General features: G+C 71.7%; 15 protein-coding genes. 8 read left to right on the top strand and 7 right to left on the bottom strand.

What is annotated here, in order from left to right:
* The first annotated feature begins 9 nt into the window (after nt 1–9).
* A complete protein-coding gene (locus ABZ848_RS28330; RefSeq protein ID WP_360836388.1) occupies nt 10–525 on the top strand; it encodes a GNAT family N-acetyltransferase in 516 nt (171 codons plus the stop codon).
* Here the strand turns inward: ABZ848_RS28330 and ABZ848_RS28325 are convergent.
* Together ABZ848_RS28325 and ABZ848_RS28320 are read right to left on the bottom strand one after the other, a co-directional pair.
* Entirely contained in the window at nt 514–1,296 is a 783-nt protein-coding gene (locus ABZ848_RS28325) for a serine/threonine protein kinase (protein ID WP_360836386.1), read from the bottom strand. The two genes, ABZ848_RS28330 and ABZ848_RS28325, sit on opposite strands and share 12 nt — an antisense overlap.
* A 12-nt stretch (nt 1,297–1,308) precedes the next feature.
* Nucleotides 1,309–2,352 (bottom strand): LacI family DNA-binding transcriptional regulator, encoded by a 1,044-nt coding sequence (locus ABZ848_RS28320; RefSeq protein WP_360836384.1) that lies wholly within the window; start codon nt 2,350–2,352, stop codon nt 1,309–1,311.
* 395 nt (nt 2,353–2,747) lie between these two features.
* Between ABZ848_RS28320 and ABZ848_RS28315 the strand changes: the two genes are divergently transcribed.
* The 5 genes from ABZ848_RS28315 (at nt 2,748) to ABZ848_RS28295 (ending at nt 8,362) form a co-directional block, all read left to right on the top strand.
* Nucleotides 2,748–4,070 carry an ABC transporter substrate-binding protein gene (locus tag ABZ848_RS28315; RefSeq protein ID WP_360836383.1) on the top strand — a complete coding sequence of 441 codons (1,323 nt, stop codon included), beginning with the start codon at nt 2,748–2,750 and terminating at the stop codon, nt 4,068–4,070.
* Nucleotides 4,067–5,095: a sugar ABC transporter permease gene (locus ABZ848_RS28310; protein WP_360836381.1), complete on the top strand. Its 1,029-nt coding sequence runs from the start codon at nt 4,067–4,069 to the stop codon at nt 5,093–5,095. Before ABZ848_RS28315 ends, ABZ848_RS28310 begins: the two co-directional genes overlap by 4 nt.
* A complete protein-coding gene (locus ABZ848_RS28305; RefSeq protein ID WP_360836380.1) occupies nt 5,092–5,985 on the top strand; it encodes a carbohydrate ABC transporter permease in 894 nt (297 codons plus the stop codon). Before ABZ848_RS28310 ends, ABZ848_RS28305 begins: the two co-directional genes overlap by 4 nt.
* Nucleotides 5,986–6,045: 60 nt before the next feature.
* A complete protein-coding gene (locus ABZ848_RS28300) occupies nt 6,046–7,488 on the top strand; it encodes a GH1 family beta-glucosidase (protein WP_360836378.1) in 1,443 nt (480 codons plus the stop codon).
* 166 nt (nt 7,489–7,654) lie between these two features.
* Nucleotides 7,655–8,362 (top strand): hypothetical protein, encoded by a 708-nt coding sequence (locus ABZ848_RS28295; RefSeq protein WP_360836377.1) that lies wholly within the window; start codon nt 7,655–7,657, stop codon nt 8,360–8,362.
* 120 nt (nt 8,363–8,482) lie between these two features.
* On the opposite strand, the gene ABZ848_RS28290 is transcribed toward ABZ848_RS28295, so the two are convergent.
* The 3 genes from ABZ848_RS28290 to ABZ848_RS28280 all read right to left on the bottom strand — a co-directional run bounded on the left by ABZ848_RS28290 (nt 8,483) and on the right by ABZ848_RS28280 (nt 12,191).
* Nucleotides 8,483–9,937, bottom strand: a complete 1,455-nt coding sequence (locus ABZ848_RS28290; protein ID WP_360836375.1) for a cellulose binding domain-containing protein — start codon at nt 9,935–9,937, stop codon at nt 8,483–8,485.
* Between the two features lie 176 nt (nt 9,938–10,113).
* Nucleotides 10,114–11,490 (bottom strand): HAMP domain-containing sensor histidine kinase, encoded by a 1,377-nt coding sequence (locus ABZ848_RS28285; RefSeq protein WP_360836374.1) that lies wholly within the window; start codon nt 11,488–11,490, stop codon nt 10,114–10,116.
* On the bottom strand, nt 11,487–12,191 hold the full coding sequence (locus ABZ848_RS28280) for a response regulator transcription factor (RefSeq protein ID WP_360836372.1): 705 nt from the start codon (nt 12,189–12,191) through the stop codon (nt 11,487–11,489). The genes ABZ848_RS28285 and ABZ848_RS28280 overlap by 4 nt, the downstream gene beginning before the upstream one ends.
* 131 nt (nt 12,192–12,322) lie before the next feature.
* Between ABZ848_RS28280 and ABZ848_RS28275 the strand changes: the two genes are divergently transcribed.
* Entirely contained in the window at nt 12,323–12,838 is a 516-nt protein-coding gene (locus ABZ848_RS28275) for a hypothetical protein (protein ID WP_360836370.1), read from the top strand.
* A gap of 12 nt (nt 12,839–12,850) precedes the next feature.
* Here the strand turns inward: ABZ848_RS28275 and ABZ848_RS28270 are convergent, their stop codons facing one another.
* Together ABZ848_RS28270 and ABZ848_RS28265 are read right to left on the bottom strand one after the other, a co-directional pair.
* Nucleotides 12,851–13,720: a fused MFS/spermidine synthase gene (locus ABZ848_RS28270; RefSeq protein ID WP_360836369.1), complete on the bottom strand. Its 870-nt coding sequence runs from the start codon at nt 13,718–13,720 to the stop codon at nt 12,851–12,853.
* Between the two features lie 43 nt (nt 13,721–13,763).
* A complete protein-coding gene (locus ABZ848_RS28265; protein ID WP_360836367.1) occupies nt 13,764–14,195 on the bottom strand; it encodes a hypothetical protein in 432 nt (143 codons plus the stop codon).
* A 273-nt stretch (nt 14,196–14,468) separates the two neighbouring features.
* Between ABZ848_RS28265 and ABZ848_RS28260 the strand changes: the two genes are divergently transcribed.
* A complete protein-coding gene (locus ABZ848_RS28260; protein ID WP_360836365.1) occupies nt 14,469–15,914 on the top strand; it encodes a hypothetical protein in 1,446 nt (481 codons plus the stop codon).
* Nucleotides 15,915–15,924: the final 10 nt, after the last annotated feature.

The following is a 15,924-nucleotide window of genomic DNA, read 5'->3' as shown; positions in this document are numbered from 1 at the left end:
GGGGGCCGTATGGGTACGCACGCGCACACCGCCGACGTGATCCGCACCGCGCGCCTCGACCTCCTCCCCCTCCGCGTCGAACACGCCGCCGAGATGGCCGCCGTACTCTCCGACCCGGCCCTGCACACCTTCATCGGCGGCGCCCCCACCACCCCCGAGGCCCTGCGCACCCGCTACGAACGCCTGGTGGCCGGTTCCCCCGACCCCGCCGTCACCTGGCTCAACTGGGTCCTGCGCCTGCACCAGGAGTCCCACCTCGTGGGCACGGTCCAGGCCACCGTCACCCCGCCCACCGCCGAGATCGCCTGGGTCGTCGGCACCCCGTGGCAGGGCCGCGGCCTCGCCTCCGAAGCGGCCGGCGCACTCGTCACCTGGCTGACGGCACGCCCCGGCATCCACACCGTCGTCGCGCACATTCACCCCGACCACACGGCGTCCACCGCGGTCGCCCGGGCGGCGGGCCTGGAGCCGACGGACGAGGAGCAGGACGGCGAGCGCCGCTGGCGCCTGGCCCTACCCCGCTGAACGCCACGCCTCCACCAACTCCCTCACGCCCGGGTACCGTTCACCCGGATCGACCCGGGTTCCCCGCTCCACGACGGCCAGTTGCGCCGCCGTACCCCGCCAGGCGTCCTCCCCGTCGCCCACGTCCAGAAGCAGCCGGACCGCACGGCACAGGACGTACACCGTCGTACGAATGTCGATGACCGCCCCACGCCGCCGCTCCTCCGGCGCCATGAAGCGCCGGGAGCCGGGGAGACGGTCGTCGGTCAGGACGAAGGGGCCGGGGCGGTACTCGTCGAGGTCGATGAGGTGCAGGTCGCCGCGGTCGAAGTCGTAGAGGAAGGCGCCGTCGTAAAGGTCCACGGCGACCTGGCCCGCGGCCTCCACCGCCAGGTGGGCGTCGAGGATCCGGTCCAGGGCGCGGAGGACGCGCGGGACGGGGAGGGCGCGGAAGCGGGCGCGTGCGCCGGGGTGGTAGAGGAGCTCGCCCTCGCGCCAGGGCATCACCACCGCGATACGGCCGCTGTCCGCCACGACGATCCGGTGCAGCTGGGGGACGATCGCCGGATGCCGTACCGCCCGGTGGAAGGCCCAGGCCCGTTCCAGGGAGCGCTGGGCGGCATCCGTCGTGGCCTCCTTGACGAACCAGCGCTCGCCGTCCGGGAGTTGGACGCCGTACGACACACAGCCCGAGTCCTGTTCACGGAAGGACCGGAACACCTCCCCCACCGTCCGTAGACGGGCCTCGACGGCGGGGAGCTCGTCAACTGCCAGCAGGGGGTGGGGAGTCATGGACTTCGGACTTCAGGACGACGTCCGCTCCACCAGGTCCGTCGCCAGCACCACCTGCCGCCGCTCCAGCCCCCGCGACACCGCCGGCCTGCGGTCCGCGATCTCCTCCAGGAGAAGGTCGATCATGCGGCGGCCCATTTCCTCGATGGGCTGGCGGACGCTGGTGAGGGGCGGGTCCATGTGGCGGGCGATGGCCGAGTCGTCGTAGCCGACCAGGGCCACGTCGTCGGGGATACGGCGGCCCTCCTCGCGCAGCACCTGGCGGGCACCCGCCGCCATCACGTCCGAGCCGGCGAAGACCGCGTCCAGGTCGGGGCAGCGAGTCAGCAGCCTGGTCATCGCCCGGCGGCCGCCCTCCTCCGTGAAGTCGCCCGCCTCGATCAGGCTCTCGTCCACCTCGTGGCCCCCGTCGCGCAGCGCGTCGCGGTAGCCGTCGACGCGGCGCTGGGCGCCGTACACGTCGAGGCGGCCGGTGATGTGGGCGATCTTGCGCCGGTCCCGGGACAGCAGGTGCTCCACGGCGGACCGGCCGCCGCCGTAGTTGTCGGAGTCGACCGAGGTCAGCGTCTCCCCCGCGGAACGGGGACCGCTGATCACCGCCGGGATCTCCAGCTGGGCGAGGAGGTCGGGCAGCGGGTCGTCGGCGTGGACCGAGACGAGGAGTACGCCGTCCACGCGGTGCGCGGCCAGGTACTGCGCGAGGCGGCGCCGCTCCCGGTCGCTGCCCGCGAAGATCAGCAGCAACTGCATCTCGGTGTCGGAGAGTTCGGCCCCGACACCCTTGAGCATGTCCGAGAAGTACGGCTCCGCGAAGAACCGCGTCTCCGGCTCGGGCACGACCAGCGCGATCGCGTCCGTGCGGTTGGCGGCGAGGGCACGGGCCGCGGTGTTGGGCACGTAGCCGAGCTCGGCGACGGCCGCCTCCACCGCCGCGCGGGTCGCGTCACTGACCCGCGGCGACCCGTTGATCACCCGGGAGACCGTGCCGCGCCCGACACCGGCCCGCGCGGCCACCTCTTCGAGGGTGGGCCGCCCCCCGCTCCGGCTCCGCGCCATTGGCTCCGCCCTTCGCCGTCAGACCAGTGTTGGCCTGGAATCTAACAGTCCTGTGGGATCAGTGAACGTCCCCGGGGGCTGCCACCCCCCAGACCGCCGCTTCGGCCCCGAAGGGCCACGTCCTCGTACGCCGGACCGGCTGAAAACGCTTGCCGACACCGGACCCGTCAAGTCCACTTAACGGCCCGATAACTGAACGCATCTCGCCACGTCGACTCCCTTGACACCCCCGCCCGAACCGGCGAACCTTCAACACATCACTTGTGGGAGCGCTCCCACAGTACCTGACACATACACATCCCGCACGTTCCCCGCCCGAGCCGCAGCGAGTACGAACGGGCGCCACCAATGCAGTTGGCCGGGGGGTCGGCACGTCAGGCAACAGGAGGACGCAAATGGGCACGAGTACCCGACGGTCCCGCCGGCTGATGGCCCTGGCGGCCGTCGCCGCGCTGACTACGGGGCTGCTGGCCGGCTGCTCCAAGGACTCGGACGACGGCTCGTCGAACTCGAACGACGGCGGTGGCAGCGGCAAGACCACGTTGACCATCGGCACCTTCGGTGTGTTCGGCTACAAGCAGGCCGGCCTCTACGACGAGTACATGAAGCTGCACCCCGACATCAGCATCAAGGAGAACGTCACCACCCGTACCGACGTGTACTGGCCCAAGGTGCTGACCCGGCTGCAGGCCGGCTCCGGCACCGACGACATCCAGGCCATCGAGGTCGGCAACATCACCGAGGCCGTGCAGACGCAGGGCAGCAAGTTCGTCGACCTCGGCAAGGACGTCGACAAGTCGCAGTGGCTGGACTGGAAGAACGCCCAGGCCACGACGGAGGACGGGAAGCTCATCGGACTGGGGACCGACGTCGGCCCCATGGCGATCTGCTACCGCAAGGACCTCTTCGCGAAGGCCGGTCTGGAGACCGACCGCACCAAGCTCGCCGCGGAGTGGAAGGGCGACTGGGCGAAGTACGTCGACGTCGGCAAGGAGTACATGAAGAAGGCGCCGAAGGGCACCAAGTTCGTGGACTCGGCCTCGTCCGTGTACAACGCGGCGCTCGGCGGCGGCACCGAGCGGTACTACGACAAGGACGGCAACGTCATCTGGGACAAGTCCGACGGCGTGAAGAAGGCCTGGGACGTCGCGATGTCGGTGGCGACCAGCAACATGTCGGCCAAGCTGAAGCAGTTCGACCCGACCTGGGACCAGGGCTACGCCAAGGCCTCCTTCGCGACGGTCGCCTGCCCGGCCTGGATGATCGGCTACATCGAGCAGAAGTCCGGTGCCTCCGGCAAGGGCAACTGGGACGTGGCGGCCGCGCCGACCGCGTCCAACTGGGGCGGCTCCTTCCTCGGCGTGCCGACGGCGAGCAAGCACCAGAAGGAGGCCGTCGCCCTGGCCAAGTGGCTGACCGCGCCCGAGCAGCAGGCCAAGGTCTTCGCCAAGCAGGCCAGCTTCCCGTCGACCCCGTCGGCGTACGCGAACCTGAAGCCGGCCGCCGACACCACGGCCTACTTCTCCAACGCGCCGATCACCCAGATCTTCGCCGACTCGGCCAAGACCATCCCGGTCCAGTACTTCGGCATCAAGGACCAGCCGATCAACACCGCGATCACGGACGTCGGCATCCTCCAGGTCGAGCAGAAGGGCAAGACGCCCGCCCAGGGCTGGGACGCGGCCACCGCGGAAGTCAAGGACGTGCTCGGCCAGTGAGCAGCTCCAAGCAGGCACTCGCGCATCCCGCGTCGAGCGCCGAGGCCGCGCCCGGCACCCCGCCGGGCGCGGCCCGGGGCGCTCACGGTCGCGGTACGCCGCCGCCCGGCCCCGAATCGTGGCGCAGCAGGCTGTACCGCTGGGACATGAAGGCGTCCCCGTACGCGTTCATCGCCCCCTTCTTCGTCATCTTCGGGGCCTTCGGGCTCGTACCGCTCCTCTACACGGCCTGGTATTCGCTGCACAACGTGCAGCTGTCCGGCCTGGACCACCAGACCTGGGCCGGCCTGGACAACTACAAGAACCTGCTGTCCTCGGAGTTCTTCTGGAACGCCCTGGAGAACACCTTCACCATCGGCGTGATCTCCACGGTGCCGCAGCTGCTGATGGCGATCGGGATCGCGCATCTGCTCAACTACCGGCTGCGCGGCTCGACCCTGTGGCGGGTCGTGATGCTCACCCCGTACGCCACCTCGGTGGCGGCGGCGACGCTGGTCTTCACGCTGCTGTACTCGTGGGACGGCGGCATGGTCAACTGGCTGCTCCACTTCGTGGGGGTCGACCCGATCAACTGGCGCGAGTCCGACTGGGGCGGGCAGTTCGCCGTCTCCTCGATCGTGATCTGGCGGTGGACGGGCTACAACGCGCTGATCTACCTCGCGGCGATGCAGGCGATCCCCTCCGATCTGTACGAGTCGGCGGCGATCGACGGCGCGGGCCGCTGGCAGCAGTTCCGCCATGTGACGATCCCGATGCTGCGGCCGACGATCCTGTTCACCGTGGTCGTCTCCACGATCGGCGCGACGCAGCTGTTCGGTGAGCCGCTCCTGTTCGGCGGGGTCAGCGGCTCCAAGGGCGGCTCCGCGCACCAGTACCAGACGCTCGGCCTGTACATGTACGACCAGGGCTGGGGCATCGGCAACCTCGGCAAGGCCTCCGCGATCGCCTGGACGATGTTCCTGATCCTGCTGATCGTCGCCGCGGTCAACCTGCTGATCACCCGACGGTTGAGGAAGTCCCAATGACCACCAGTGAACTGACGGTTCCTCAGGTCCGTAAGCAACCGCGACGGACGCGCCGGGTGATGGGCGCGGGCAAGCAGATGCACGCGGGTCCGGTCACCTATGTCGTTCTGACGGTCTTCGCGCTGATCTCGCTGGCCCCGCTGGTCTGGACGGCCATCGCGGCGTCGCGCAACAACGAGCGGCTCGCGCAGTCACCGCCGCCGCTGTGGTTCGGCGCGAACCTGTTCAAGAACCTGCAGGCCGCGTGGGACCAGGCCGGGCTCGGCACCGCGATGGTCAACTCCACGATCGTCGCCGGGACCATCACCATCGGCACGGTCGTGTTCTCCACGCTCGCCGGGTTCGCCTTCGCCAAGCTGCGGTTCAGGTTCTCGAGCACCCTGCTGCTGCTGACCATCGGCACGATGATGATCCCGCCGCAACTGGCCGTCGTACCGCTGTACTTGTGGATGTCGGACCTCGGCTGGTCCAACCAGCTGCAGACGGTCATCCTGCCCACCCTGGTCAGCGCCTTCGGTACGTTCTTCATGCGGCAGTACCTGGTGCAGGCGCTGCCCACCGAGCTGATCGAGGCGGCCCGGGTGGACGGCGCGAGCAGTCTGCGGGTGGTGTGGCACGTGGTCTTCCCGGCGGCGCGGCCGGCGATGGCCGTGCTGGGGCTGCTGACCTTCGTGTTCGCCTGGAACGACTTCCTGTGGCCGATCATCGCCCTGAACCAGCAGAACCCGACCGTGCAGGTCGCCCTGAACTCGCTCGGCACCGGCTATGTCCCCGACCAGGCCGTGATCATGGCGGGCGCGCTGCTCGGCACGCTGCCGCTGCTGATCGCCTTCATCCTGTTCGGGAAGCAGATCGTGGGCGGCATCATGCAGGGCGCGATCAAGGGCTGACACTCCAACGACCCCGTTTCGAACTCTTCGGTCTGAACGACCATTTATGGGAGCGCTTCCATGCCTGACTCCGCACAGCCGGCCACCCCGGTGACCTTTCCCCCCGCCTTCCTCTGGGGCGCCGCGACCTCCGCGTACCAGATCGAGGGGGCGGTGCGGGAGGACGGCCGTACGCCCTCGATCTGGGACACCTTCAGCCACACGCCGGGCAGGACGGCCGGCGGCGAGCACGGTGACATCGCTGTCGACCACTACCACCGCTACCGCGAGGACGTGGCGCTGATGGCCGACCTGGGCCTGTCGGCGTACCGCTTCTCGATCTCCTGGTCGCGGGTGCAGCCGACCGGCCGGGGTCCTGCCGTGCAGGTGGGCCTGGACTTCTACCGGCGGCTGGTGGACGAGCTGCTGGAGCACGGCATCAAGCCGGCCGTGACCCTCTACCACTGGGACCTGCCGCAGGAGTTGGAGGACGCGGGCGGCTGGCCGGAGCGGGACACGGCGCTTCGGTTCGCCGAGTACGCGCAGATCGTCGGTGAGGCGCTGGGCGACCGGGTGGAGCAGTGGATCACGCTCAACGAGCCGTGGTGCAGCGCCTTTCTGGGGTACGGCTCCGGGGTGCACGCGCCCGGCCGCACGGACCCGGAGGCCTCGCTGCGAGCGGCCCACCACCTCAACCTGGCGCACGGGCTCGGGGCTTCGGCGCTGCGGTCGGTGATGCCGGCCCGCAACTCGGTGGCGATCAGCCTCAACTCGGCGGTGGTCAGGCCGCTTTCGCCCAGCGACCCGGCGGACCTGGCGGCGGCCCGGAAGATCGACGACCTGGCCAACGGCGTCTTCCACGGTCCGATGCTGCACGGGGCGTACCCGGAATCCCTGTTCGCCGCGACGGAGTTGGTGACCGACTGGTCGTACGTCCTCGACGGCGATCTGCGGGCGATCCACCAGCCGTTGGACGCGCTCGGCCTCAACTACTACACGCCGTCGCTGGTTTCGGCGGCGGACACCCAGCCGGCCGGCCCGCGCACCGACGGCCACGGCGCGAGCGAGCACACTCCCTGGCCGGGCGCCGACGACGTCGCCTTCCACCAGACGCCGGGCGAGCGCACGGAGATGGGCTGGACGATCGACCCGACCGGCCTGCACGACCTGATCATGCGCTACACGAGGGAGGCCCCCGGCCTGCCCCTCTACATCACGGAGAACGGTGCGGCCTACGACGACAAGCCCGACCCGGACGGCCGCGTCCACGACCCGGAGCGCATCGCTTATCTGCACGGCCACCTTTCGGCGGTGCGGCGCGCGATCACCGACGGCGCGGATGTGCGCGGCTACTACCTGTGGTCCCTGCTGGACAACTTCGAGTGGGCGTACGGCTACGAGAAGCGCTTCGGCGCGATCTACGTCGACTACGCGACCCTGACCCGCACCCCGAAGTCGAGCGCCCACTGGTACGGCGAAGCGGCCCGAACGGGCACGCTGCCTCCGGTGGAGACGGCTCCGTAACGGGGGTCCATGGACGGGGGGCGGGGCGCGGCGGCCGAGGGGGACGCCGCGCCCCGGACTCACAGGGATCGCTCAGCAGGGGATCAGAGGCCTCTCAGCGGCGGGGCGTCTCATGAGGGGTGCGGGACGGAGGAGACGAGCAGCCCGCAGGTCTCGGGAGGACGTCATGGGTTTCATCGCGCTGGTCCTGCTGGCGCTGGTCATCGGCGGCGTGGTCGCGTTCGTGGGCAAACGGCAGGCGGGCGGGGCGAGTTCGCCGCCCGGTTCAGGGTTCGGCGGCAGTCCCACGCAGCAGTCGTACGACGCCGCCGCGGACGCCGGTGCCGAGGCGCACCGTTGGGTGGAGCTGCTCGGCGGGAGTCTGTCGACGCTGGACGCGGGTGGCAGTCAGGCCGCCCGGCAGGCCCTCGCGGACGCGGGTGAACGGCACCGGGCCGCCCAGGGCCAGCTCGCCACCGCCTACTCCCCCGCCCAGTACGCGCTGGTCACCCAGACCGCGGTCGAGGGCCTGCACCATGTCCGCACCGCCCGCACCGCACTGGGCCTCGACCCCGGCCCGGCCCTGCCGACGACGGGCCTGGGCGGTGGCCAGGTCACGGTCGGCGGCCAGACGTACACGGCGTCCGCGCAGCCCGGTGCGGCGAACCCGTACTACTACCCGGGCGGTGTGGTCGGCGGCCGTACCGTGCCCGGCGGCTGGTACAGCCAGCCCTGGTGGAAGACGGCGCTGGTGGCGGGCGCGGCGGGCGTCGGCGGGATGCTGCTGGCGGACGCGCTCTTCGACGGCTTCCACCATCACGGGCCGGGTCCCGGCGGTCCGGGCGGACCGGGCGGCTTCGGGTTCGGGGGCTTCGGAGGGCCCGGGCCCTTCTGACCGCCGTACAGCTCCGTATGCGCCTGTCCATATACGCCTGCGCGCCCCGGCCGGATGGGGGGAAGTCCCGGCCGGGGCGCGTCGACCCCCGTGTTGTGTTGGCCAGTTGAGGCGGTCGGGCTAGTTGAACGCCCCGAACGCCTTCGAGAACGCGTACTTGTCCTGGACGATCGAGCTGCACGTCGCGTCGGCGAAGTTCTTCGCGCCGCCGTCGCACTGCTTGTCGCGGGTCGCCGACCACATGGACAGCCAGCCGAGGCCCTTGGACTTGGCGAAGCTCACCAGCTGGGAGGCGTCGTCGACCTTGAAGATCTCGGACGCGACGTCGTTGACGCCGATCATCGGCGTGACCGCGACCGCCTTCCAGGCGGCGGCGTCGGAGAGCCCGAGCACGCTCTTGACCTGGGCCTGCGTGGCGGTGGCGGCCTGCTCGGCGTACGTGCCCATGTCGCCGCTGTACGAGGCGCCGTAGTCCATCGCCATGATGTTGACGGTGTTGATGTTCACGCCGTTGGCCTTGGCGTTGGACAGCAGGTTCACGCCGTCCTGGGTGAGGCCCTCGGGCATGACCGGGAGGGTGAAGGAGACGTCCAGGCCGGGGTGGGCCGCCTGGAGCTTGGCTATCGCCTTGGCGCGGTTGGTGTTCGCCGTGGTGTTGGGCAGCGCGCCGCCCTCGACGTCGAAGTCGACCTTGGTGAGCTTGTACGCGTCCACGACCTTGCCGTACGCCGTCGCCAGCGCGTCCGCCGAGGAGCAGGTCGTCGCGAGTTCCGAACCGGACGCGCCGCCGAAGGAGACCCGGACGTCGCCGCCCTTGGCACGCAGCGCGCCGATCTGGGACGCCACGCCGTCACTCCCGAGGTCGGTCACCCCGCCCCACTTGGGGGTGCAGCCGCCGCCGTCGGTGACGAAGGCGAGGTTGTAGTTCTTCACGCCGGTCGCGTCGGCGCTCGCGAGCAGATCGAAGGCCGGGTAGAGCGAGGTGTCGACGTACGGGGCGAAGCCGGCGCTCGCGGTCGTGCCGGTGCCGGAGCTCTGGGACGGGGAGGCGGTCGCCGTGGCGGTGGGGGTGGGAGTCGGGGTGGCCGTCGGCGTGGTGGTGGGGGTGGCGGACACGGTCGGGCGACCGCTCGGCTCCGGCGTGGCGCTGCCGTCCGTGGAACACTTCGCCCCGTCGACGAGACAACCGGTCGGATCCGCCGTGCCGTTGACGACGAAGCCGACGGTGACCGACTCACCCGGCGCCAGGCCGTCCGTGTCCCACTTCGCCGAGGTCACGGTGACGTGCTGCCCGCTGACCGCCGACTCCGCGTTCCACAGCGAACTGAGCCTGTCGCCCGACGGGAGGTCGAACTCCAGCTTCCAGTCCTTCTCCGTCGCGCCGCTGTTGTTGGTCACGACGTACTGCGCGGTGTAACCCGTGGACCAGTCGCTGGTCTTCGTGTACGCGGCCCCGATCCCGGCCGCCTGAGCGGTGCCGGTGAGGAGGACCGCGCCACCGCCCACCACGGCCGCCGCGACGACCCCGCCGATGACCTTGTTTCTGCCGCTCACCTTGCGTCGATGCATGCTCATGACGTGGCACGCTAGCGACCCCGAAACGGGCAAAGTGCCTGTTCCGGACGGGGGTTGAGGATCTTAGGGTGCGCTTAAGGAAGGGATCGGGGACGGTTAAAGGTCGAGACCAATTTGCCCGCGGACCTCACTCCCCCCGCGGACCTCACTCGCCCGCCGGCCCCCTGGCGACCGCCTCACTTGACGACCGCGCGCCTGCGCCGCCGCACCGACCGGTGTCCCCGCCCGCCCGGCGTCCGCACCCGCCCGTCCAGCTGGATCCAGATCCGCACCTCCGTGCCGCCGAGGACCGACGAGCCGATCCGTACGTCCCCGCCGGTCTCCTCCGCGAGCCTGCGCACGATGTCCAGGCCGAGGCCGGTCGAGCCCGCGGTGCCCGAGCCGCGGCCGCGGGCCATCGCCGCCTCGGGGTCGGATATGCCCGGGCCCGCGTCGGAGACCAGCACGATCACCGCGTCCTCGCCGTTGTGCAGGTCGACCGCGAAGGCCGTGCCCTCGGCGGTGTGCCGGAACACGTTGCCGAGCAGGGCGTCGAGCGCGGCCCCGAGGTCGGCCCGGGCCACGGGTATCCGCACCGGCCGGTCCGCGCCGGCCACCCGCCACTTGCGGCCCTCGTCCTCGGCCAGCGCCGACCAGAACGCCATCCGCTCCCGCACCACCTCCGCCGCGTCGCACCCGGCCCCCGGCCCGGCCGCCGCGGTCTGCGGCTTGGCGTCCCGCGCGGTCCGGATGATCGTGTCGACCTCCCGCTCCAGCTGGGCGACGGCGGCCCGGGTCTGCTCGGCGGCCGGCCCGTCCCCGAGCGAGGCCGCGTTCAACCGCAGCACGGTCAGCGGCGTACGCAGCCGGTGGGACAGATCCGCCGCCAACTCCCGCTCATTCGCCAGCAGTTGTACAACCTGGTCGGCCATGGAGTTGAACGCCACGGCGGCCAGCCGCAGTTCGTTCGGCCCCTCCTCCGGCACCCTCGCCCCCAGCTTCCCCTCCCCCAGTTCATGTGCGCCCTCGACCAGCCGCTGGGCCGGCTGCACCATCCGCACGCCCAGCCGGTCGGCGACCGCGACCGAGCCGACGATCAACGCCAGGCCCACGCCCGCGAGGACCGCCCAGGCCGTGTGCACGCCGTTGCTCACCTCGGCCTCGGGGACGTACACCTCGACGACCGCGATCGCACCCGAGCTCAGCGCGACCGGCGACAGGAGCGTGAAGCCGCCGGAGACCTCGGTGGTGGAGGCGCGGCCGAGTCTGCGCACGGTCGCGATGTCCTTGCCTGCGGCGCGCTGCTTGCCGATGTCGACGGCCTTCTGCCCGCCGGCCGCCGGTATGTGCACGGCCATCCCGGAGTCCGAGCCGGCCGAGGCGACGACCCGCTCCAGCTGGTCGCGCTCGGTGGTGATGGACAGCGCCGGGGCGACCGCGGCGGCCTCCCGCTCGGCGTTCGAGAACGCGCGGTCCCGGGCCATCTCCTTGATGACCAGGCCGAGCGGCACCGCGAAGGCGACCACGACCATGGCGGTGACCGCCAGACAGACCTTGACCAGCGCCCACCTCATCGCGCCCCCTCCCCGCCCGGCGGCTCCAGCTTCACTCCGACACCGCGCAGAGTGTGCAGATAGCGCGGCCGGGCCGCGGTCTCGCCCAACTTCCGCCGCAGCCACGACAGATGGACGTCGATGGTCTGGTCGTCGCCGTACGACTGCTGCCACACCTCGGCGAGGAGCTCCTTGCGCGGTACGACGACTCCGGGGCGGCCGGCCAGGAAGGCGAGCAGGTCGAACTCGCGCCGGGTGAGGTCGAGCCGGACGCCGTCCAGCTCGGCCTGGCGGCGCAGCGGGTCGACGGTGAGGCCGCCGACGCGCAGCACGGAGGAGGGCGGGGCGTCACCGGGGACGGTGCGGGAGCGTCGTAGGACGGCCGCCATCCTCGCCGACAGGTGCTCGACCGAGAACGGCTTGGTCAGGTAGTCGTCCGCGCCCGCGTTCAGCAGCCGGACGATTTCCGTCTCGTCGTCCCGGGCGGTGGCGATGATCACAGGCACGTCCGTGATCCCGCGCAGCATCTTCAGCGCCTCGGACCCGTCCAGGTCGGGCAGACCGAGGTCGAGGATGACCACGTCGAAACGGAAATGGGCGACCTCGCGCAGCGCCTCCAGCGCCGTCCCCACACTGCGCACGATGTGCGCGGCATCGGTCAGGTGCCGGATCAGCGCCGAACGTACGAACTGGTCGTCCTCGACCACGAGCACACTTGCCATGCGCGGCACCGTACGCCATGCGGGCGAGCCGCATCCGGGCCTGTGGACAACTCCCGGCGGCTGCGGGTAAGGGCTGTGGATAACTCTGGACGGGTGCGGCGGGTGGGACGCGTGAGGCAGTATGACCGGCGATGCGCAGAGGACTCGTACACGTACTGGCTTGGTCGCTCGCCACGGGCGCGGCGGTCACGCTGTCGTGGTGGGGCGTCCACACGGTGATGGCGGGCACGGCGTACGACCCGCCGCGCGCCCTGCCGATCACGGCGGCGGACGCGACCACACAGGAGTCGAAGCCACTGTCGTCGTCGACCACCCGCCCCTCACCGTCGAGGACCCCGAAGAGCAGGCCGTCCGCGACACCCACGCCCACGCCCTCGAAGACCCCGGCGCAGAGCCCCACGCCCACCGCGTCCCCCACCGCCTCCGGCCAGGTCAAGAGTTACGACACCGACGGCGGGCGGGTGGTGTTCGATCTCGGGGAGACGTCCGCGTCGCTCGTGATGGCGACGCCGGCCACCGGCTGGTCGATGCAGACGTGGAAGACGGACACCTGGATCCGCGTGGAGTTCACCTCGGGCACGGACAAGGTCTCGGTGATCTGCACCTGGCACGACGGGCCGCCGCGGGTGGACGTGGGGAACTACTAGACGCGGAGGCGGCTAGCGGAACACCGACGCCGGCGGGGCCGGTGAGGCGACCGCCGCCGCGTCCGTGACCGGGGTCGCCCCGCCCGTGAAGTCCAGCAGGGCGCGGCCGTGTTCGACCCGGCCGGGGTGGGGGTCGGAGGCGGCCCGGCGGGTCAGTTCCGGGGTCGGGAGCGGGCTGTCGGAGGCGACCAGGACGGCGTTGCCGAAGCGTTTGCCGCGCAGCACCGTCGGGTCGGCGACCAGGGCGAGCTCGGGGAAGCGGGCTGCGGCGGTGGCGATCTGGCCGCGCAGGTGGGCGAGCGGGGGGCCGTCGGCGAGGTTGGCGGCGTAGAGACCGCCGGGGCGCAGGACGCGGCGGACCTCGTCCAGGAACTCGGTCGAGGTGAGGTGGGCGGGGGTGCGGGCACCGCTGAAGACATCGGCGATGACGAGGTCGGCCCAGCCGTCGAGGACCTTGGCCAGCCCCTCGCGGGCGTCCACGGCGCGCACCCGGATGCGGGCGTTCGGGTCCAACGGCAGCTCGCGGCGGACCAGTTGGACGAGGGCCGCGTCGCGTTCGACGACCTGCTGGGTGGAGCGGGGGCGGGTGGCGGCGACGTAACGGGCGAGCGTGAGGGCGCCCCCGCCGAGGTGCACGGCGTGGACGGGCCTGCCGGACGGCGCGACGAGGTCGATGACGTGGCCGAGGCGGCGCTGGTACTCGAAGGAGAGGTACGTGGGGTCGTCCAGGTCGACGTGCGACTGCGGCGCCCCGTCGATCAGCAGCGTCCAGGCCCGCGCCCGGTCCCGGTCGGGTATGAGCTCGGCGAGCCCGCCATCGACGGCCTCGACGACGGCTTCTACGGCCGCCGCGCCGCGCCGGGGGTTCCTGGACTTTCCCATTGGGCCATTATCGGCGGCGAAGGACGGACCCGCTCACTCGACCTCACCGGCAGCCGTCCGCCGCCTCGATCATCCGCGCCGCCTCGCCCAGCGCCGCGCGCAGCACCGCCGGATCGGTCGCCAGGTCGGCCTCGCCGGGTGGGAGGAGCCAGTCGGAGCCCTCGACGGGAGGCTCGGGGTTCAGGGTCAGCCCCCGCCCGTCGGTCTCCGTACAGGTGCTGCCCGGCACGTCCCAGCCCGCCGCCGTGCCGGGCGGGACGAGGAAGCCCAGGGTGTCGCAGCCGTCGTCGTGCAGGACCGGCCCGACCGCCTCACAGGCCCCGCGGCGCAGGATGTCGACGGCCTCCAGACCCTGCCGGGCCGGCACGGTGACCAGGTCGCACGCGCCCCCGGGCAGGGGTGGCGCGCTGTGCTCGGGGGTCGGCGCGTGCCCCGCCGACGTCAATGGCGTCGTCTCCATCCCGGCCTCCACCACGGAACCCCTCCTTGAACGAAGCGGGTCGGGAGTTCGGGCGGCTCCCGGTCCACAGAGTTCAACGCACGCGCGTGTCAACGGCTACGGCGGAAGTCCGCCGCAAAGGATGGCAGTTCATGGCGGATCCCGGATGAGATATCCGGTTTGTAGCCAAACCCTGCGTGGCGGGTCCGACACAGCAGGTACGTTCTTGCCCGCCGGAAACAGGGTGGCACACGAACAACTCACCTCAATTCCGGCATGGTTCGACGGTTCGCACGAGAGGACCCGGCCATGGCGTCGTCAAAGGTGACTTCGTCCCAGACCACCCGGCCACCGCGGCCGAACCTCGCCTTCCGGCAGCTGCGCGGCCGGCGCTCCCCGGCCGAGTTCGCCGCCGCGGTACGCCGGGCGGCACGCGAGATCGGTGAGCGGGTCAGCTGTGACGCGCGGTACGTCGGCCGAGTGGAGGCGGGCGAGATCCGCTGCCCCAACTACGCGTACGAACGGGTGTTCCTGCACATGTTCCCCGGCCGCACGCTCACCGACCTGGGCTTCGCGCCCCGCTCGTCCGTACGCGGACGCCGGGCGCACGCGGCCGAGGACGCGCCCCCCGTTCACCCAACGAGCCGGGCATATGCGCCAGGTGAGACACCGGGGGCGTACGAGCCGTATGACACGCAGGACCACGAGAAGCACGAGACGCACGACAACGAGGAGAGCGACGTGCTACGTCGCGCATTCATGACCGGCGGGGGCGCCACCGTGGCCGCCGCCTCGCTGGGCCCCATCGGGCTCGCCTTCGACGCCGCGGCGGCGGGACGTCCCGTGCGCCGCCCCGGGACGAGCGACGCGTACGCGCTGGAAGAGGCCGTACGCAGAATCCGGCTGCTGGACGACCGGCACGGCGCGGACGGCCTGTACCGGCGCGCGTCCGAGCCCTTGCGCGCCGCCTACGCGCTCCTGGACGCCGGCGCGACCCGGCAGACGACCGCGGATCGGCTGCACTCGGGCGCCGGTGAACTCGCCATCTCGGTGGGCTGGCTGGCGCACGACTCGGGCCGGTTCGACGACGCCCGCTCGCACTACGCGGAGGCGCTCGCCACCGCCCGGATGACCGGGGACGACGCCCTGGAGGCGCACGCCTTCTGCAACACCGCCTTCCTCGCGCGCGACGCGGGGCGGCCGCGGGAGGCGGTGCGGGCCGCGCAGGCCGCGCAGCGCGTCGCGCGCCCGCTGGGCTCGGCCCGGCTGATGTCGCTGCTCGCGCTGCGCGAGGCGGGCGGCTGGGCGGGGCTCGCCGACCGCACCGGCTGCGAGCAGGCGCTGGCCCGCGCGCAGGCCCTCTACGACCGGGGCACCTCGGACGCCGACCCCGAGTGGATGAGCTTCTACGGCGAGGCCGAGCTGGAGGGCCTGGAGGCGCAGTGCTGGTCGACGCTCGGCGACTGGCCGCGCGCCGCCCGGCACGCGCGCCGGGCCGCGCAGCTCCAGGACGCGCACTTCAGCCGCAACATCGCCCTCTACACGGCGGAACTCGCGGACGACCTGGCACGCGGCGGGCGCCCGGACGAGGCCGCGGCGGCGGGCATGCGCGTGCTGGACCTGCTGGACCAGGTCCAGTCGTCCAGAATCCAGACCATGCTGGCCGGGACGGCGCGCGTCCTGCTGCCGCACCGGCGGGCGTCGGGGGTGTCGGCGTTCCTGGAGCGGCACGCCTCACTGCCGCGCACGGCGTGACCGGCGGCGG

Origin of the sequence: Streptomyces sp. NPDC047081, assembly GCF_040643775.1 — a bacterium.
GTDB lineage: Bacteria > Actinomycetota > Actinomycetes > Streptomycetales > Streptomycetaceae > Streptomyces.
This window is presented reverse-complemented; position numbering and strand designations above follow the sequence as displayed.